Source organism: Mesorhizobium muleiense (assembly GCF_900099905.1).
In the GTDB taxonomy this organism is placed as follows: Bacteria; Pseudomonadota; Alphaproteobacteria; order Rhizobiales; family Rhizobiaceae; genus Mesorhizobium; species Mesorhizobium muleiense.
Map to the genome: position 1 here is coordinate 1 of NZ_FNEE01000020.1, position 18,292 is coordinate 18,292.

17 protein-coding genes are annotated in these 18,292 nt (G+C 61.8%); 11 read left to right on the forward strand and 6 right to left on the reverse strand.

Annotation, left to right across the window (positions count from 1 at the left end; translation table 11 throughout):
- Positions 1-448: DUF7884 domain-containing protein (locus tag BLT09_RS25680; RefSeq protein ID WP_483127911.1), on the reverse strand; the 448-nt coding region annotated here is incomplete at its 3' end.
- A 756-nt stretch (positions 449-1,204) separates the two neighbouring features.
- On the opposite strand from BLT09_RS25680, the gene BLT09_RS25690 reads away from it, so the two are divergent.
- The 5 genes from BLT09_RS25690 (at position 1,205) to BLT09_RS25710 (ending at position 7,801) form a co-directional block, all read left to right on the forward strand.
- Positions 1,205-2,929 (forward strand): hypothetical protein, encoded by a 1,725-nt coding sequence (locus tag BLT09_RS25690; RefSeq protein WP_139172681.1) that lies wholly within the window; start codon positions 1,205-1,207, stop codon positions 2,927-2,929.
- A 528-nt stretch (positions 2,930-3,457) separates the two neighbouring features.
- Positions 3,458-5,323 carry an adenylate/guanylate cyclase domain-containing protein gene (locus BLT09_RS25695; RefSeq protein ID WP_091598321.1) on the forward strand — a complete coding sequence of 622 codons (1,866 nt, stop codon included), beginning with the start codon at positions 3,458-3,460 and terminating at the stop codon, positions 5,321-5,323.
- Positions 5,324-5,442: 119 nt separating this feature from the next.
- The gene (locus BLT09_RS25700; protein WP_091598324.1) at positions 5,443-6,771 is read left to right on the forward strand and encodes a gluzincin family metallopeptidase; all 1,329 of its coding nucleotides are present in this window, start codon (positions 5,443-5,445) and stop codon (positions 6,769-6,771) included.
- 22 nt (positions 6,772-6,793) lie between these two features.
- Positions 6,794-7,435 (forward strand): hypothetical protein, encoded by a 642-nt coding sequence (locus BLT09_RS25705; RefSeq protein ID WP_091598498.1) that lies wholly within the window; start codon positions 6,794-6,796, stop codon positions 7,433-7,435.
- Positions 7,436-7,474: 39 nt separating this feature from the next.
- A complete protein-coding gene (locus BLT09_RS25710) occupies positions 7,475-7,801 on the forward strand; it encodes a hypothetical protein (RefSeq protein ID WP_091598327.1) in 327 nt (108 codons plus the stop codon).
- Positions 7,802-7,911: 110 nt separating this feature from the next.
- On the opposite strand, the gene BLT09_RS25715 is transcribed toward BLT09_RS25710, so the two are convergent.
- The gene (locus BLT09_RS25715) at positions 7,912-8,892 is read right to left on the reverse strand and encodes a quinone oxidoreductase family protein (RefSeq protein WP_091598500.1); all 981 of its coding nucleotides are present in this window, start codon (positions 8,890-8,892) and stop codon (positions 7,912-7,914) included.
- Positions 8,893-8,989: 97 nt separating this feature from the next.
- On the opposite strand from BLT09_RS25715, the gene BLT09_RS25720 reads away from it, so the two are divergent.
- Complete coding sequence (locus tag BLT09_RS25720; protein WP_236473073.1) at positions 8,990-9,427, forward strand: winged helix-turn-helix transcriptional regulator; 438 nt, start codon at positions 8,990-8,992, stop codon at positions 9,425-9,427.
- Positions 9,428-9,491: 64 nt separating this feature from the next.
- Here the strand turns inward: BLT09_RS25720 and BLT09_RS25725 are convergent, their stop codons facing one another.
- A complete protein-coding gene (locus tag BLT09_RS25725) occupies positions 9,492-10,097 on the reverse strand; it encodes an NADPH-dependent FMN reductase (RefSeq protein ID WP_091598330.1) in 606 nt (201 codons plus the stop codon).
- Positions 10,098-10,189: 92 nt separating this feature from the next.
- On the opposite strand from BLT09_RS25725, the gene BLT09_RS25730 reads away from it, so the two are divergent.
- Together BLT09_RS25730 and BLT09_RS25735 are read left to right on the forward strand one after the other, a co-directional pair.
- Positions 10,190-10,558: a winged helix-turn-helix transcriptional regulator gene (locus tag BLT09_RS25730; protein WP_167366537.1), complete on the forward strand. Its 369-nt coding sequence runs from the start codon at positions 10,190-10,192 to the stop codon at positions 10,556-10,558.
- A gap of 251 nt (positions 10,559-10,809) precedes the next feature.
- On the forward strand, positions 10,810-11,175 hold the full coding sequence (locus BLT09_RS25735; protein ID WP_091598336.1) for an endonuclease domain-containing protein: 366 nt from the start codon (positions 10,810-10,812) through the stop codon (positions 11,173-11,175).
- A 183-nt stretch (positions 11,176-11,358) separates the two neighbouring features.
- On the opposite strand, the gene BLT09_RS25745 is transcribed toward BLT09_RS25735, so the two are convergent.
- A complete protein-coding gene (locus tag BLT09_RS25745; protein WP_027151084.1) occupies positions 11,359-11,754 on the reverse strand; it encodes an acyl-CoA thioesterase in 396 nt (131 codons plus the stop codon).
- 204 nt (positions 11,755-11,958) lie between these two features.
- Between BLT09_RS25745 and BLT09_RS25750 the strand changes: the two genes are divergently transcribed.
- The 3 genes from BLT09_RS25750 to BLT09_RS25760 all read left to right on the forward strand — a co-directional run bounded on the left by BLT09_RS25750 (position 11,959) and on the right by BLT09_RS25760 (position 15,425).
- The gene (locus BLT09_RS25750; RefSeq protein ID WP_091598342.1) at positions 11,959-12,438 is read left to right on the forward strand and encodes a GNAT family N-acetyltransferase; all 480 of its coding nucleotides are present in this window, start codon (positions 11,959-11,961) and stop codon (positions 12,436-12,438) included.
- Positions 12,439-12,600: 162 nt separating this feature from the next.
- Positions 12,601-14,217 (forward strand): GMC family oxidoreductase, encoded by a 1,617-nt coding sequence (locus tag BLT09_RS25755; RefSeq protein WP_091598506.1) that lies wholly within the window; start codon positions 12,601-12,603, stop codon positions 14,215-14,217.
- Positions 14,214-15,425 (forward strand): mandelate racemase/muconate lactonizing enzyme family protein, encoded by a 1,212-nt coding sequence (locus BLT09_RS25760; RefSeq protein ID WP_091598345.1) that lies wholly within the window; start codon positions 14,214-14,216, stop codon positions 15,423-15,425. Before BLT09_RS25755 ends, BLT09_RS25760 begins: the two co-directional genes overlap by 4 nt.
- Positions 15,426-15,565: 140 nt before the next feature.
- Here BLT09_RS25760 and BLT09_RS25765 read toward each other — a convergent pair whose 3' ends face one another.
- Both BLT09_RS25765 and BLT09_RS25770 read right to left on the reverse strand, forming a co-directional pair.
- A complete protein-coding gene (locus BLT09_RS25765; RefSeq protein ID WP_091598509.1) occupies positions 15,566-16,504 on the reverse strand; it encodes a diacylglycerol/lipid kinase family protein in 939 nt (312 codons plus the stop codon).
- 722 nt (positions 16,505-17,226) lie between these two features.
- The gene (locus tag BLT09_RS25770) at positions 17,227-18,186 is read right to left on the reverse strand and encodes a DUF3137 domain-containing protein (protein ID WP_091598512.1); all 960 of its coding nucleotides are present in this window, start codon (positions 18,184-18,186) and stop codon (positions 17,227-17,229) included.
- Positions 18,187-18,292: the final 106 nt, after the last annotated feature.

Consider the following 18,292-nt stretch of genomic DNA (forward strand, 5'->3'; position numbering starts at 1 on the left):
CGGCGCAACGCACGCCAGACTTTCCGCAACGCCTTCTGAACGGGGTGGGCTGCCATCCCAGTGCGGTTGACAGAAAAAAGTGACAAGAGGTCAAATGCTTGCCACCGTTCTCGATCACCAAGCGGCCATCCATGTAGGCTTCGGCCGCCTTCAGTTCCGGATTGAAGAAGATCTCGCGTTCGACCGCTTTGTCGGTTAGGCGGATCGTCACGTCGGGCCCATCCTGTCCACTGCCGAAGGCTTGCCTGAAACCGTCCTCGAATATGACAGTCAGGCGCCCGTTTTTTACAAAACGGGAGAGCAGATTTGGCAGCAGACGCATTGTGGCTCGTTTCTCGTCACTTGCCCCGTAAGTATGACTGCCCGGTGTCGGTACATCAATACCGATCTGGGGCGGAGAGGGATCGGACTTCAGAAGTCTCCTCCCAATGCCGAAGTAGCGACCCATCCGGGGCCGCCTGCCCCGCGATCGGAAATGTCTGCCCTGGCGCAATAAGATGTCCAAGGTGGTCGCCGGCAGCGTCTGCTATCCGGCAATCGCAAAGGATCGCCTCAAGGGCGGACATGCGGCGCAAAGCAGCCATGCCGCCGTCGCGTGAGACTCTGCTTCGGGTCGGAGAACGAACCCGCTACGCGGGAGGGCGCCTGCGGTTGAGGTAGAGATCAGGGACCGGTCGTCGCGCCCGCATTGAGCGTCATTCGGCGGCGGCAGAGCATGACGGGCTTCTTCAACAAGGAGCCTGACAATGACCCATCCCGCTCTCGATGCACCCATCAGCCCTTTGCGCCAGCGGTTGATCGGCGACATGAACATGTGGCGTTTCTCACGGGAGACGCAGCGCAACTATCTCCGACCCATTCGGATTTGCGTAACGGCGCGAGCCAGGCGGCGAAGGTGTCAGCCTAGTGCAAGGCCGGCCAGGTCACGGAAGAAGGCCAGATCGCCTGATCGATGCTTGGGAGATTTTCCAACGCGGGCCGATGTCTGCGTTGCGCGCCCGCATCGAAAAACATTCACCGAGCCGGCCATCTGATGGAGGCGCCAGAGCCTCCAAACGCGGACGATCGACAGCTTTTTGAGGTGAGCGTAACGAGATTCGTCAACGGGCGGATCCCCAAAAACGGCACCGACCCGAGAACAGTAGCTTTATCATTTTTTTGAGTCCTGCGCGGTAAGGTTCCGCGCATGTGGTTGAAGACTTACTTGATCATCACCGGCGTCGGCGCGTTCGTGGCGCTGACAATGCCATGGCTGGTCATTATCGGCAGTTTCCTGATCATCCCGGGGCTCATCCTCGCGTCGATGCCCACGGCCTTCATGTATGGCGTCGCCTTCGCCCCGTTCCGCTTGCTGCTCGGACGTTTCGTTTCAGGGGTTCCTCTGAACGTCATGTCGGGCGCCGCGACGCTGGCACTGTTTTGGACCATCCCCCAGCCAGGCCTCACCTGGGCGAAGGGCATGCTGGCCAGCCTGAAGGAGCCGGACATTCAGTCGAGCGCACCGATTGCGCTCAACGGCGACATTCTCCTCGCCCGCCCGTTCGAGGGCCGTTGCGATGCATTGTGCGCGGCCTTGCTCAAGACCCCGGGCGTCAATTCGGTCCGCGTCCAGACCCTTCGCGGTCATTCCAATACTTATCGCGTCGTGCCGGACTCGACGCCAGGCAAACGAAGCGCCGTCATCGGGCATGGCCTGCTGGAAGAGCGGCGCTACAATGCCTCCGATCCGCTCGCCCCTCAGCGCGCGCTGGAAGCCGAATGGAACCTGATGTTGTCAGAGGGCAAGGCGCTGCTACAAAGCGACGACGCCCCCGAACCCGACTTCACCATCGCGATCGAGAACGGCCCCGCCGTGCCCGATGCCAAGCCCCGATCGGGACGGGTGGATTGGTCGCTCGAACCCTCCGCACCCCACCGCATGGCGCTCACCATCACCGACGCCGGTGAACGGGTGCTGCTGCGGCAGTCGATCCTGTCGATCTTTGCCCCGGCGGCGCCGTTGCTGATCGGGGCTTCGGGCGGGATCGAGAACTTCCGGTTCGGCTGGGCGCGTCGGCGGCTCGGTGACGGAAGGATGTACGCCGAGGTTCCGGTCAACCGGCTGCTACTCGACCACACCAGCGTTTCGCGCGGCGTGAATATGGAAACGACGAAAACGAGAACGCGCGAGGAACTCGCCAGAGCGCTCGACGATCCGCGTAAGCCGGTGAGGAATCCCGCGTTCGCGCTCGCCAATCAGTGGATGGACTCGTTCCGCGCGAACGACCAGCCGCTCGGCGAGAGCGACCGGCGTCTGCTGGTTCGCATCTTGGAGGACCCGCGGGTGCGATCCTCAGACGGTCTGTGGGCGATCATCAAACAGGTCGATGGTGACTCCGCCGATCTGCGGCGGCTCGCCGCCCGCCGCTACCTCGCGGCCTCTGACAAGAAGGAGGCGCGCCACTGGGTCAATGCCCTGGCCGGCCTTCCCTTAGATGCATACGCCGATCCTCTGCCGGAAGAGCGCGCGATTCTCGCGGATCCGGCGGTCAGCCGCTTTGCCACCGGCCTGATCCAGCGCCAGGGCGATCGCGGCGTCGATGCCGTGCCCGACCTGTTGCGGCTGCTGCGCGAGTACTCCGTCTACGATCCGGGCAAGTATGGCTTCAGCGACCTGACCGTGGCCACCGATGCCGTGCGAAGCGGCTTTCGCCGCATTGGCCCTGCGGCCTCTTTCGCGCGGCCTGAGATCGAGCAGCTCCTGGCTTCGCCGGGTCTGGAGTACCGCTACAAGACGCTCGGCCAGGAAGAATGGGACACGCTGCTGGTCGTCCTCGGGAAGCCTGTCGAAACGCTTACCAAGCCGGAAAACCGAAGTGGAACGGACGCGAGGTACCGCGAGCGCGTCGCTCAACGGGCCGCCAGGCCTTACGATCCGCGCCGGGATTGATCGACGACACGGGACGAGAACCTCGCCAATTATTGCATGCGGATTCCGCTATTTCGGCCTAATCGTTCAAGCGATTGATCGTGCTTCGAAACATCCTGCTTTTTGGAAGAGTGTGCCGCCGCTCAGAGGCAGAATCTCAGCGCAGAGTAACGTCAATGGTTTGATTCAGCCCTTGTCCGCGATGGCGGGATCGTTGGTTACTGGCGCAACCATGATCTCCAGCGTGGTCGTTGGCTATGTCTGCTTTCAGGAAACGGCAAAACTGATCTCAACGACCTGAATGAGGCGCAGGGCCGACCGACACAAGGTTTGGGGCCACCCCGATTGCGGCTGTCGGCCCGCTGGTCACCGCCAGCCCCGCGCTTTCCCCATAGCATCCACCCTGCACCCCGCGGCTTCCTGCTTGGGAGGTTTTCCAACGCGGGCTGATGTCGATCCCAGCCCGCACCCTCGCGTTGCGGCCCACATCGAAAAACCTTCACCGGTATGCCGTTAAATCGTGTAGTATCGACGTTTTTCGGAGACGGCATGTCCGAGGAGCGGGTTGAGCGCCGTCTGGCGGCGATCCTGGCTGCCGACGTGGTAGGCTACAGTCGCCTGATGGAAGCAAATGAAGAGCGAACGCTCGGCGCGCTTCGCCAGCATCGCCGCGAGTTCTTCGATCCCACTGTAGCCAAGCATGGCGGGCGCATCTTCAAGGTGATGGGCGACGGCTTACTTGTCGAGTTCGGCAGCGTTCTCAACGCCGCCCGTTGTGCCGTAGAAATCCAGCGCGGGATGGTAGAGCGCAACGCCGGGATCCCGGAAGACCGCCATTTCAAGTTTCGGATGGGCATCAATCTCGGCGATCTTATCGTCGACGGCGACGATTTTTACGGCGACGGTGTGAACATGGCAGTCCGGTTGCAAGGTCTCGCCGTACCCGGCGGCATTGCCTGTTCGGAGGCGGTGCGCCACGAGGTTGGCAACAAGCTCGGCGTGGGCTTCGCCGATCAGGGTGCCAGGACGGTGAAGAACATGTCCCATCCGGTGCATGTCTATTTCGCCAATTGGGGGAATGTCGCCTCGCGCAACGAAATGCGGACCGGTGACATTGGGACGCGCCCCGACAAGCCTTCGGTGGCCGTCCTGCCCTTCGCCAATATGAGCAACGATCCCGACCAGGAGTTCTTCAGCGACGGCATCACCGAGGACATCATCACGGACCTGTCCAACGTTTCGGGCCTCTTCGTGCTCAGCCGCAACACCGTCTTCGCCTGCAAGCGCCGCGCCCTGAACCTGGAACACATCGCCAGTGAACTCGGTGTCGCCTATGTGGTCGAGGGAAGCGTCCGCAAAGCCGGGAACCGCGTCAGGATCAATGCCGAACTGACCGAAGGGGCGAGCGACGGCCACGTCTGGGCCGCCCGCTACGACCGCGACCTCACCGATATCTTCGCCGTGCAGGACGGGATCACCAAGGCAATCGTCGAGCAGCTCAAGGTCAAACTCCTTCCCGAGGAGAAGAAGGCGATCGAGCAAGCGCCGACCGAGAATGTCGAAGCCTATACGCATTATCTGAGAGGCCGCGAGTATTACCACATCGCGTCGAAGGCAAACCACCTGATGGCCAGGCAAAGTTTCGCCAGGGCTATCGAACTCGACCCGAGCTATGCTCGAGCCTATGCCGGCATCGCGGTCTGCAACACGCGGCTCCGCTCGCAATTTGGCTTCGACATTCAGGTCGAGGATATTCTGGCAACCACTGCAAAGGCGTTGGCTATCGACCCCAATCTGCCAGAAGCGTATGCGGCCATGGGGCACGCCCTTTCGGGCGCTGGTCGCCGCGCCGAGGCGGTTGCCGCCTTCGAGCGGGCTTTGGCCATCGATCCTAACTGCCATGAGGCCAATCGGTACTATGCCGAGTTCTGCGTGACCCAGGGTCAGTTCGAAATGGCAGCGACGTATTTCCTGAGGGCAATGGAGATCAAGCCGGCGGACTATGGTGCGCCGGTTATGCTCGTGAACGTCTTCCGCTCGCTCGGGCAGAACGATCAAGCCGAAAACTATGCGCGGATCGCGATAGAGAAGGCCGAGGAGGAGCTAAGGCTCCACCCGGAGAATGCCAATGTCGGATGCCTTGGCGCGATCATGCTCGCCTTCCTCGGTGAGCACGATCGAGCATTGGCATGGCTGGAGCGCTCCCTTGCGACCGAATCCGGCGACATAAACATCCAGTACAATGCCGCCTGCACCTATGCGATGCTGGGCGAGAGCGACCGGTCGATCGACCTGCTGGAGGCCTGGTTGCCTCAGGTCGGCACGGAAATGAAGCTGTGGTTCAAGAACGACTCCGATTTCGAGTCCATTCGCGGCCACCCGCGCTATCCCAGGCTGATAGAACTCACGGAATAGGGCGGGGCCGGGGCGCGTTCGCAGACCCGACAAACAAAAGGCTTACGTTGCTTACGAAGTTCTCGCCAAGCAACGGAGATTAATTTATGCTTAGCTAATATAGGTCGTGGGGTACTGGGATGGCGACCCGATTCAGGCTCTTTGTCCAGCCTCCGTTCGAGGACGATAGAGCGTGCCCTGAAATCGTCACGGTTTCATCGCCCCTCGGAAGCGTCGGTGTCGGCCCGTCGGACGATCGAATGTATGTCGTGGAGCCGGTTGGCAAGACCATGCCCTATGGCGTGAACCGCGCGCCCTTGGGAACGCCGTTTATCTATCTGCCGCCCTGGACAGGAAATATCCTCGCGCCGGCAGTGCCCGACGAGCGCGGCAATTTCGATCACTACCAGCCATCGACGCCCGGCTTCGAGGCCGCGCATCTGTTCGGCTCCGTGCGGTTCACGCTCGATGTGTGGGAACGCTACCTCGGCCAGTCGGTAGCATGGCATTTCCGCGATCACCATGAGCGTCTGGAAATCTCGATTCTGCCGACATGGAACAATGCTCAGTTCGGCTACGGCTATCTCGAAGTGGGCAGCCAATTCGAGACGGACGGAAGTATCCTCCCTTTCAGCCTCGACTTCGATGTCATCGCTCACGAGGTCGGCCACGCGATAGCCTTCGCCGTGCTGGGCGTGCCGGGCCTGGGCAAAGAGTTCCCCGAATATGTCGGCTTCCAGGAAGCCTTTTCCGACTGCGTGTCGCTGATCGCCGCCATGCATTTCCCGTCGGTGATCGACAATGTGCTGGATGAGACGCGCGGCAACCTCTATCTCGCCAACCGTCTCGCGCGCTTTTCGGAATTTTCGCCGCATAGCCAGATAAGGTTGGCGAACAACCAGCGGACGATGGCCGAATTCGTTCACGGCTGGAAGAACGAGCATGACCTGTCGGAGCCGCTCACCGGCGCGATATTCGACATCCTGGTCGATATCTTTCACGAGAGCTTGGTGGCACGCGGCCTGATCTCGTCCGAGGTCGAGAATCTCGCCGATGTCGCCGAAGCCGATCCGGCTGCCCGGGCGCCACTACAGGACGCCTTCGACCGCGCTTTCGCCCGCCGGATTGACGGCTTCCGCGAGGCGCTGCTCGATGCGCGCGATGTCGTCGGGATGTATCTCGCCGAAACCCTATGGGCTCTGGGGCCCGATTTTCTGGACTATGGAGATGTCGCGACGGCGATGCTCGCCGTCGACGAGGTCGAGACGGGGGGTGGGTTCTCAAGGCTCATCGATCGCAATTTCAGGCGTCGGGGCATCGGCGAGCTGCACGCTGGCAGGCGGATCAACAATAGGCCGCGCCGCGGCCATTCCCATTCGGCGCGCACCTTGCTGCCGAGAGATATATCTAATTTTCCGAAGATGAGCTATCGAGAAAGAGTTCTGTTAGCGAGGTCGATGTCTATCTAGATAATAATGAGTGGAGAGGAAGATGTCAGATAATGAAACACTACTTGGCGTATCATCTGTATATCTGTTTGGGCGGCCGCTTGACGACGTGATCCTGAGAGGAGGCGGCGTATACGGTAACTTACGGGTACCAAGACCAGGAAACAACAATTTTCTGCGACGCCAGCTCGAACATGTTGTTGGAACTGCTCCGAATCAACGCCCTGATGCGCGTCTGGCGCGGATTTTTTCTTTTTCCTTTGAGGGAGCATTTTATGAACTGGCTCCGCCAGCGATTTTTCTCGTCCATGGGGCTGGCCTTGACCCCGACGACCCTCCCCCGACCAATGCCGCTGGCCAAGTTGAGTACAAAAGACTGTCCCGAGCTCCCGGCTCCAGTGCGCGAACGGGCCTCGGCTTGCAAATTGGAGCCTTCTCCAAGGACATGAGAGTATGGATTTACGACAAGAGCGACCATTCACTCAGGCTGGACGCAGAGACGGGGTCACTCGAGCAAATCCTGTTATCTGGAGAGGCCCATGGCGGAGGCATGGGCAGGTCGGGCGGAGGCATGGGTAGATCGGGCGGCGGCATGGGCAGATCCGGTGGCAGCATGGGTAGATCGGGCGGCGTGATGGCAAGATCAAGCGGATGGACGCCACGAAAAGCAGGCGATCTAGATTGATTTCGTCGAAAGTGAGGCAATAACAAGGAGGAACATCCTATGCCTGTAGATCCTGTAGATATAGATCGTTTGGAAGATAACCCTGTTGACGTCCCTAAAGGTGGCATTAAATACTTCGACATTGTTGGCAATAATCTACTGACAGCTGGCTTGGAATTCTACGCCTCATTCGATCAAGCTGGCGCGAAACGGGACAATGAAATTAAAATCTATGTCGATGAGTTTGGAACAAGAAAAAAAGAAAGACTGCCGATGATTGCTGAGGCAACTGAAAAAGCGGACAACAATGCGAATAAAGTACGCTGGGTTGTGATCAAATTGAATGGCAATATAGCGGACACAGAACAAGGTTTGAGAGTCATTTAGAGGCCTTCGCCGCCTGCAATCCGGCCCGCCAGAAGTCGGCTCCTGGCGCTGTTCCCACCATTTGAGCACACGCATTGCACGCAGCCTGTGCGCGGTTAATCGACCACCACTCAAGGTGTCAGCACGACCTTGCCGGTCGAGCGGCGCTCCTCCAGCAGGCGGTGCGCTTCGTTGGCCCGGTCGAGCGGATAGCGGCCGCCTGTTGTCACCAAAAGTCCGCCGCTGGCGGCTAGATGGAAAAGCTCTGACAGACTACCGCGCAGCACGTCGGGAGAAAGCAGCGGCAGCAGGGCAAAACCTCGCAGGGACTGGTTCCGGGTGATCATCGCTTCCAGTTCCGCAGCGCCGACCGTGTATCTGCCCAGCGCCGCAAAAACCAGCTCTCCGCCAGGCGCGAGCGCTTGCAGCGATGCCGCCGTCATCGAGCCGCCGACAATGTCGTAGACGACATCGACGCCGGCGCCGCCAGCCGCCTCCCGCACTCGCGCGGGCCAATCCGACGTGCTGTAATCGACCGCGGCATCGGCGCCAAGCGACAGGGCAAGATCGAGCTTGGCCCTGCTGCCGGCGACCGCGATCACGGCGCTGGCGCCCTGGCGTTTGGCGAGCTGGACCAGCAACGAGCCGACACCGCCCGCGGCTGCAGTGACCAGCACCGACTTGCCGGCTGGCGGGCTTTGCCGCAGCAGATGAAAAGCCGTCAGTCCCTGCACCATCAAGGCCGTCGCGTCTTCGAATGAGAGCGCGTCGGGCAAAGGCACGGCCAGCGATGCGTCGATCGTCACATAGTCGGCATAGCCGCCAAAGGGGTGCGTTGAAGCGAACAGCGGCGCCGCGACGCGTGTCCCTGCCAGCGAGGTGTCAGCGCCTTGACCAAGCGCCTCCACTGTGCCGGCAGTTTCGACGCCGAGAACCATCGGCAATTGCGGCGTCACCGCGTAGCGATCCCCGCGCATCAACACTTCGAAGAAATTCACGCCGGCCGCATGAACGCGGATCAGCACCTCGCCTGTTTGCGGCTCTGGCTTCGGCATCTCGACGACGTCCAGGACGTCGGGACCGCCGAAACGGTTCAGTTGAATGGCTCTCATGGCATGCATCCATCGCTATGGCATCGGCTGCTGTTTGCCACTATCTGCCTGATCGCGACTACACACTCATTTGTTCCCTGCTGACCAGGAGGTGACCATGGCCATGCCAACCAAAACGGGGCCGACCAAAAGGGTGTCGACCAAAAGGCTGCCAACCAAGAGACTGCCGCTGCTGCCGGCGGAACGCGCCCTGAAAGTTATCTCGGGCCGATGGAAGGCTGTCATTCTCTACCATCTCTTCGACGGCCCCCGGCGGCTGTCGGCGCTGAAGACGCTGGTGCCTGATATCACCCAGAAAGTGCTGATCCAGCAGCTTCGCGAAATGGAGGAACACGGCCTTGTCAGACGCGAGATCTTTGCCGAGATTCCCTCACGCGTCGAATATTCGGCGACGCGCCTCGGCCTCAGCCTCGAGCCTATCCTTCTGGCGCTCTGCGGGTGGGGCCAGCACCATGCGGATGAGTTGAACGAGATGGACCGCCTCGCCGACTGCATCATCAGGCCTCGGCAGGCGCGGCAGCCAGCCATCGCCTGAATCAAAAGGGGCGACGCAAGCGCCGCCCCGGAAAACCTTGGGAGGATTGTTCTGGTTCTGCGGTTCAGGCCGCCTTGACTTCCTCGGCCACCGCGTCGGCCTGGCGCGCCGCCTTCAGCACTTTGGCCCACCACGCAACGTCGTTGATCAGCGCGGTCGCCGCCTGGTTCAGGTGCTCGAGCTCCTCGAGCTTCTTTTCACCTTGCCGGACGGCAAGAAAATCGCCCCACGCAATATGGACTGCCGACTTGACCGGCGCCATCTGCAGCTCGACCGCATGCAGCCTCAGCTGCTCGACGGCACGCGCGCCGCCGACGCTGCCATAGCCGACGAAGCCGGCCGGCTTCTTGTTCCACTCATTGGCGGCGTAGTCGATCGCGTTCTTCAGCACGGCGGTCGGGCCATGGTTGTATTCGGCGGCGGTAAAGATGAAGCCATCGAACTCGGCGACCTTTCTCTGCCAGCGCTTGGCCACTTCATTCTGCGACGGCGCCCAGGCGGACGAAGCGACCTCGTCGAAGAACGGCAGCGGGAAGTCGCGCAGGTCGACCACCTCCACGTCGATGTCAGCATGCGACTTGGCGATCTTGGCGATCCACTGGGTCGGAACGTCGGCGAAGCGTGCGGCGCGGGTCGAACCGACGACAATGGCGATTTTGGGTTTGGACATAGAGGGGCTCTCCTTCAGGCGAATTACTGGTATCGTTTAGATACCTGAGCTATATGAGTGACTGTGCTCACGAGGCGCAAGGAGGCACCTTTTTGATACCAAGACACCCGCACCGCACCGAGGACTGCCGCGCCATCTCGGAAATCCTGCAGCGCGTCGGTGACAAATGGACCGTGCTCGTCGTCGGCAAGCTCGGTGACGGGCCGCTGCGCTTCAACGAATTGCGCAGCGCCGTCGGCGGCATTTCGCAAAAAATGCTGACCACCACGTTGCGCGGGCTGGAGCGCGACGGCTTCGTCACCCGCACAGTGTTTCCGACCATTCCGCCACGCGTCGACTATGAACTGACCGACCTTGGTTACGAGCTGCTTGTGCCGGTCGGCGCGCTCGGCGAATGGGCGCGCAAGAACACCGAGCGGGTCAAGGCCGCTCGCGAAAAGTTCGATGAGATACATGCCTGAAACCTTTGCGCTGCAAGGGTTGCGGCAGCGAGCGCTCGCCAAGGCAGGTTCAGGATGTGTTGACGCATTGCGGGCGAGCCGCCTTACAAGGGGGGAGCTTGGCCGTCATCTTTGATTTCGCCAATCGCCAACCTCGAAAAAGAGGCGCTGTCGGCGGAACTGCCAATCTCCCCCCAAGTGGGGGAGATGTCCGGCAGGACAGAGGGGGGCGCCGTAAAGCGCCATCCTCAATAACCACCGAGCGTTGACCAATGCCTCACACGCCACTGCCTCCGCGAAATCGCGCAAACGCCAGGTCGATGCGGAAGGCGATGACCGGTGCTGAACTGAAGCTTTGGAACGAGCTTCGCGCACATCGGCTGATGGGGCTTGGGTTCCGGAGACAATTTCCGATTGGCGGTTACATTGTCGACTTCGCTTGCCCGGACAAGAAGCTCGTCGTCGAAGTCGATGGTTCGCAGCATGCCGACGCCGATGCAGGCGATGAGGCGAGGACAAAGCGTCTGGAACGGGACGGCTGGACCATCCTGCGCTTCTGGAATGACGACGTCATTCGTGACATCGACAACGTCTGCCAGCATATTGTGATCGAGGCAGGGCTCGCCGGTACAACTTGATACGCCGGCGGGACAGCGCCCCCCTCTGTCCTGCCGGACATCTCCCCCACAAGGGGGGAGATTGGCAGTTCCGCCGACAGCGCCTCTTTTTCGAGGTTGGCGATTGGCGAAATTCAAAGATGACGGCCGATCTCCCCCCTTACAAGGAGAGAAGGGAAGTCAGCCACAAGGGGAGAAGGTAACTCAGCTTTCCGCCGGAACGGCCTTCGGCTTGCCTTCGCCGTCCAGCGCCACCATGACGAAGTCGGCGTGGGTGACCTTCTCCATCAGGTCGGAGAGGTAGCGCTGCGCCCATGCCTCGACCTTGAGCGTCATCGAGGTGCGGCCGACGCGCTCGACATGCGTATAGATGCACAGCGTATCGCCGATCTTCATCGCCTTGGCGAACGACATTTCCTTCACCGCCGCCGTCACCACGCGGCCCTTGGCACGCTCGGCGGCGCGGATGCCGCAGGCCAGGTCCATTTGCGCCATCACCCAGCCGCCAAAAATGTCGCCCGCCGCATTGGCGTCCGAAGGCATGGCCAAGGTCCTCAGCGTCAGATCGCCGATCGGCCGTCCGTCCGCGTAATGCACCATGCGCCAAAAATCCCCTCGATATCGATCTTCTCCCGTATCGGGATGGCACCGATGCGTCAACGCGCTGCCAGGTGCTAGACTGCGCACAGCGAGTTGAGAAAGGCAGCTGACATGAAACTTACCTCTCGCCCTCTGACATCAGATCTATGGCCCGCGCTCGAGGACCTGTTCGGTGAGAGCGCCGTCTGCAGTCGCTGTTGGTGTATGTACGGGCGGATCGGCAGTTCTTATCGAAAGCGACCAGGCGAGGAAAACAAGGCTGCGTTCCGGCAAGCCGTCGAGCATGGTCCGCCTCCAGGCGTACTCGCTTTCGACGGCGCTACTGCTGTCGGCTGGTGTCAGGTGACGCCCAGAGATGCCGTGCCCTGGCTCGATCGGCTGTGGCAGTTGAAGCGGGTGGATGATGCGCCGGTCTGGTCCTTGTCCTGCCTCTACGTGCGAAAAAAATACCGCCGGCAAGGCATCACGTCTCACCTGATCGCAGCGGCGCTGCAAGCTGCAAGGCGCGCAAACGCCCCTGCACTCGAGGCCTATCCGTTTGATGCCGGCGTATCGCCGAGCGCTTCCGGCAGCGGACACGCCTCCACCTTCGCTCGCGCCGGGTTCAGGGTCGTCGCCCGCAGAGTGCCAGCCCGCCCGATCATGCGTTATGATTTCCAGAAAAATGCTGATGATGGCGTGTAATACTGGACGGCTTGGAGACGCGGCAAAGGCCGCTTCGGGCAGGACACCAACTGCAAATGAATTGCCGGTCGCTTTTTTCACAGGCGATGCCGGAAGCTCCGGTGATCGCGGCGGCTTGTGGCGTCTAGGTTGAGCGAGAATTCGGAGCCGGCCGCAGCCATCATGCAGACCTATGACTTCATCATCGTTGGCTCCGGCTCGGCCGGTTCGGTCGTGGCCGAAAGACTGTCGGCTTCCGGACGCTTCTCGGTTCTGGTGCTCGAGGCCGGCGGCAGCGACCGGCGTTTCTACGTGCAGATGCCGCTCGGCTACGGCAAGACCTTCTTCGACCCTGCGGTCAACTGGAACTACAAGACCGAGCCGGACCCCGGCCTCGCCGGCAATGTCGACCACTGGCCGCGCGGCAGGCTGCTCGGCGGCTCGAGCTCGATCAACGCCATGGTCTGGATCAGGGGCGCGCGCGAGGATTTCGACGCTTGGGCAGCGGCCGGCAATCCCGGCTGGGCCTTCGACGACCTGCTGCCCGTCTTCAAGGCGCTGGAGGACAATCAGGCCGGCGCCGATCAATGGCGCGGCGTTGGCGGTCCGCTGCATATCACCGACTGCTCGACCGCCGTCCATCCGCTGACCAAGCGCTATCTGGCGGCCGCCAATCAGGCCGGCCTGCCGTTCAACCCGGATTTCAACGGCGCCGCCCAGGAGGGCGCCGGCATCTATCAGATCACCACCAAGAACGGCCGCCGCATGTCGGCTGCCCGCGCCTTCCTGCGCCCGGCGATGAAGCGCAAAAACCTCCGCGTCGAGATCAATGCGCTGGCGACCAGGATCCTGTTCGAGGGTAAGCGCGCCGTTGGCATCGAGTATCTCCAAAATGGTGAGACGAAAACCGCCCGCGCCGGCCGCGAGGTCATCCTGTCGGGCGGCTCGATCAATTCGCCCCAGTTGCTGCAGCTTTCCGGGATCGGTCCCTCGGCGATCCTTGGCGCGCTCGGCATTGCCGTCGTCCACGCCAACGAGAATGTCGGCGCGAACCTGCAGGACCATGTCGGCATCAACTACACCTTCAGGGGCAGGCTGCCGACGCTCAACCAAATCCTGCGCCCGTGGTGGGGCAAGCTCATGGTCGGCATGCAATACATGCTGATGCGCTCCGGCCCGCTGTCGCTGTCGATGAACAATGCCGGCGGCTTCTTCCGCACCGACCCGGCCGCGGCACGGCCCAACATGCAGCTCTATTTCCAGGCGTTCTCGACCGTCATTCCGAAGAGCGGAGAACGCCCGATCCTGACCCCAGACCCGTGGCCGGGCTTTTCGATCGGCCTGTCCAACTGCCGTCCATCGAGCCGTGGCGAGATCATGATCCGCTCCGCCAATCCGCGCGACTATCCGAAGATCGTCGCCAACGCCTTTTCGACCGAGGCTGATGTCGCCGAGATGCTGGCGGCGGTGAAATTCTTGAGGAAGATCGCCGCCATGCCGGCAATGGCCGAGATCATCGAGGAAGAGGTGTTGCCGGGCCCGTCGATCACCTCCGACGCGGATATCATCCAGGATTTCAGAAAGCGCTCGGGCACCGTTTACCACCCGGTCTCGACCTGCCGCATGGGACCGGACGCTACCGCCGCCGTCGTCGACCCGCGCCTGCGGGTTCACGGCCTCGCCGGCTTGCGGGTCATCGACGCCTCGATCTTTCCCGATAACATCACCGGCAACACCAACGCCGCCGCGATCATGACCGCATGGAAGGGCGCCGAACTGGTTCTGGAGGATCAAAAATGAAAATCACCGACGTCAAAACCTGGGTTGTCGGCAATCCGCCGCCCGGCATCGGCGGCAAGTATTTCATCTTCGTCAAGCTCACCACCGACGGCGGCGTCGTCGGCTATGGCGAGGCCTACAATGCTACCTTCTCCGCCCACGTCACCGCAAGGATGATCGAGGACATGGCCGAGCGCTATCTCATCGGCCGCGATCCGCACGACATCGAGAACTTCTTCCGCCGCGCCTATTCGTCGGGCTTCACCCAGCGCCCGGACGTGTCCGGCATGGGCTGTTTTTCGGCGCTCGAAATCGCCTGCTGGGACATCATCGGCAAGGAGGCCGGCAAGCCGGTCTACAAGCTGCTCGGCGGGCAGGTGAACGAAACGTTGCGTTCCTATACCTACCTCTATCCGCACAGCGGCAGCGTCCATTCGGAAGATGCCCGCGGCAACAACGTCTACAACGACCCCGAACTGGCGGCCGAATGCGCGCTCGAATATGTCGAGCAGGGTTTTAATGCCGTCAAGCTCGATCCGGCCGGCCCCTACACCGCCTTTGACGGTCACCAGCCGCGTCTCGTCGACATCGATCTCTCCGCCCGCATGGTCAAGGCGATCCGCGAGGCGGTCGGCACAAGGGCCGACATCCTGTTCGGCACGCATGGCCAGTTCACCGCATCGGGCGCGCTGCGCATGGCCCGCGCCATCGAACCTTACGACCCGCTGTGGTTCGAGGAACCGGTGCCGCCCGACATGCCCGAAGTGATGGCGCAGGTGGCGCGCGGCACGTCGATCCCGATCGCCACCGGCGAACGGCTGACGACCAAGTTCGAGTTTGCCCGCGTCATCGAGAACCGCGCCGCGACCATTCTGCAGCCCGACCTTGGCCGCTCCGGCGGCATTCTCGAAACCAAGAAGATCGCCGCCATGGCCGAGGCCTATCACATCCAGGTCGCCCCGCACTGCTATTGCGGGCCGATCGTCGGCGCGGCCAACATCCAGCTTGCCGTGACCTTGCCCAATTTCCTCATCCTGGAATCGCTGAAGCAGTGGGACGGTTTTCACGAAAAACTGCTGAAGAAGAAGATCGAGTGGCAGGACGGCAACGTCATTCCGTCGAAGGAGCCGGGCCTTGGCGTCGAGCTCGACGAAGCCGTCTGCGAAGCGCATCCCTGGACCGGCACGGAGCTGCAGTTGCAGATGATGCAGACGCCGTTGACGCCGTGAGCGCGCGCAAGAGATGCGGCCGGGTTTCCCGGCCAGGCTCAAGCTCTGCCGTCAGGTAATTGTCGCGCGATTCCAGCATGTTGGCCTGGTCGCCTAAATCACGATCGAAGCGACCGGAACCAAGGTCTCAACAGCTTGATTCAATACCTCAGCGTCAGCGCGCCGGGCAGGATTTCAAAGGTCGCCGGTATGCGCCCCGGCGACTCGCCGTCTATGTCGACCAGAGCGCCGTTCTTTTGCACATCGCCGAGTGGTTCGACAACGACTTTCCTGCCGCGCAAAATGGTGATTGCCGGATGGTTGCGATGCCGGCCGCCATAGAGCAGACGGATGTCCCAGATCAGCTTCAGCTTGCCAGCCGCGCGCAGGATGACGATGTCGAACTGGCCGTCGTCCAGTTCGGCATCCGGCGCGATCATCATGCCGGCGCCGAAGAATTTTCCGTTGGCCACCGCCACCAGCGCGACGCGCGCCTCGACCGGGACGCCATCGTCGATGGTGATCAAGACGTCCTGGAATCGGTAGCGCATGAATTCCCACACGGTGCGCCAATAGAACAGCGCCTTGGCCGACACATTGCCCTTGCGCTTGTCGGCGTTGACCGCGCGGTCGGTGGCGCCCGACAGGCCGAGGCTGGCGATGTTGATGAAATGGCGGCTGGCCAGGGCGCCATGGTCGTCGACGTAAGAGATGCGGCCGGCATCGACCCGGCGGGCCTTGGCCTCGGCGATGCGCTTCAGCGTCAGGTCGACCTCGTCCGAAAGGCCGAGCCCGCGGGCGAAATCGATGCCGGCGCCGCAAGGCAGCAGGCCGAGCTCGGCCGTCCGGCCACTTTCCGCAAACGCCTGCAGCAGCCCGTCGGCGACTTCGCTGGCGGTGCCGTCGCCGCCCGCCGCGATCACCAGGTCGAAGCCGCTGGCGGCAAGGACCAGCGCCAGCCGTTCGGCGTCGCCGGTCGCCTGCGTCTCGCGCAGCTCGAAATCGCCGAAATGTTTCCTGAGCGAAGCGCTGACCTCCGGCCAATGCCGCTTGAGCCAGCCGCCGCCGGCAATCGGATTGAGAACCACCCCGACCTTCAAGAATGCCTCCCCATAGGATAGCAACGACACTGCTGTCCTAAAATCCTTCGCCGGCATTGAAGCCCGCGCCGCAGTGTCGGGCAAGGGCGGAATGCTCGATCTTGCTGCTCACCGCAGATCAGGGCCGTGTCCCGCCTCCTGCATCTCGGCAAAATAAACGCGCCGATGCGGGCCCTGGTCCCCGATAATCCCGCTATCCACAGGCTCGCAACCGTTTCGCCGAACGCTTATCTCCCGTACATTAAACCCATCTCAGGCGGCTACCGATTGCCAAGTCGAAAGGCAAAGCGAAACGGCGGATTTCCTGAGGCCCGTACGGCCCCGAACGCAGGCTTGCCTGTTTTGAGGACCGAGACTACGGGGCCGCGGAAAGCGTGCGAACGCCTACGGCGGACCGATGCTGCCATGAAGGACGGCAAAAACCTTCGATGGCGCGCTGGACGAAGCTTGCAAGGGTGGAGACTGGCGAGGTCCCGAACGGACGCTGCCCTCGGGCGGTGGCTGGCAGGACCGTCAACATCAAGGCCGGGATGGCGCGACGTCTTTACGGAAGTTGCTGCCGCGACCGTGTCCTGATCTGACAGGGAGGCGCTGGGAGAAATCCCGGCGCCGACTGTTTTTTGGGCTTCTCTCGCGATTTGACCGCCTGTCTCACGCGGTTCGCCCGGAGCGAAGCTTCCTGGTGTTGTTTTCAGAAACTGGCAGCAGACCTCAAGTTCGGGCTAACCCGCCGCCGCGTCCGTTGCGCCGATCTTGCGCACCAGCGCCGCCGTCGCCAGCATCGCCCCGACGTCGGCGATGATAGGCGCGACATGCTTGGCGTAGTCGAGCGGCACCGAGATATCGGGCAGCTCGAAAAAATTCCTCGTCTGCGGCAGGAGTAAAAAGCCGTCGCTGCCATTGAGCGCGACCCGCGCCGGATCATCAGGCCATGTCTCCTTGAGCCATGTCAGTGCCTGCGCCAGCCGGCCGCTCACCAGCGGCTGCGCCGCTTCGACATTGTCGCTGCGGAAGTCGTAGGCGGCATCGAGCTCGGGCACGCCGCATGACAATTCCTGCATCTTGCTGGCGAACATGCCGCGGAAGAACCCGACGGCCAACCCAGTCCGGCGCGCCGCCACCAATATGCCGGGGAACGGCACCATGGTCCCGAAGGCAACGACGATCCCCTTGAATGCTATCGTGCCGCCCGTGCCTTGCCGGAGATCGGCTTCGTAAAGCTCGAACGGAAATCCCTCGTAGCGGCCGGATACGATGTCGTCGAAGCAATTGGTGTTGAACGTGCCGATCGTCTCGCGCGGCAGCCGGTCGAACGAATTCGGTGTCACCTCATGCTCGTAGCGCAGGTCCCTGATGAAGCCGAAGATGATCGGCAGCAGTGTCTTGCGATGCTGCAACCTGCTCGTCGGCTTGATCGCCTGGAAATAGAGCAGGATCGCCGCCACCAACCCGACGACATAGAGCAACACATGCGGCGTCGAGAGCCATTGCTCGTAGGGATCGGCGATCCTGTTGAAAAGCCAGCCGACAAGCGCCACGAACACCAGCACCAGTCCGATGAACAGCGGCACCCGCCAGCGGACTTGCCGGTAGGCCGAAGCCCTTTCGGCCTCGTAGGCCGCCAGATTGCTCTTGATGCCGGCGATGTCAGCTTCATCAGGCATGAAATCCGCTGCTTCCATCGCCATCCCACGCCCCCTAACAAACTCATGATAGCCGATTTTATCGACATCTCGACTACAGCACTGAGAGGCAGCGCTTCTCAAGCAGATGTTTGCGCTGCCCCTC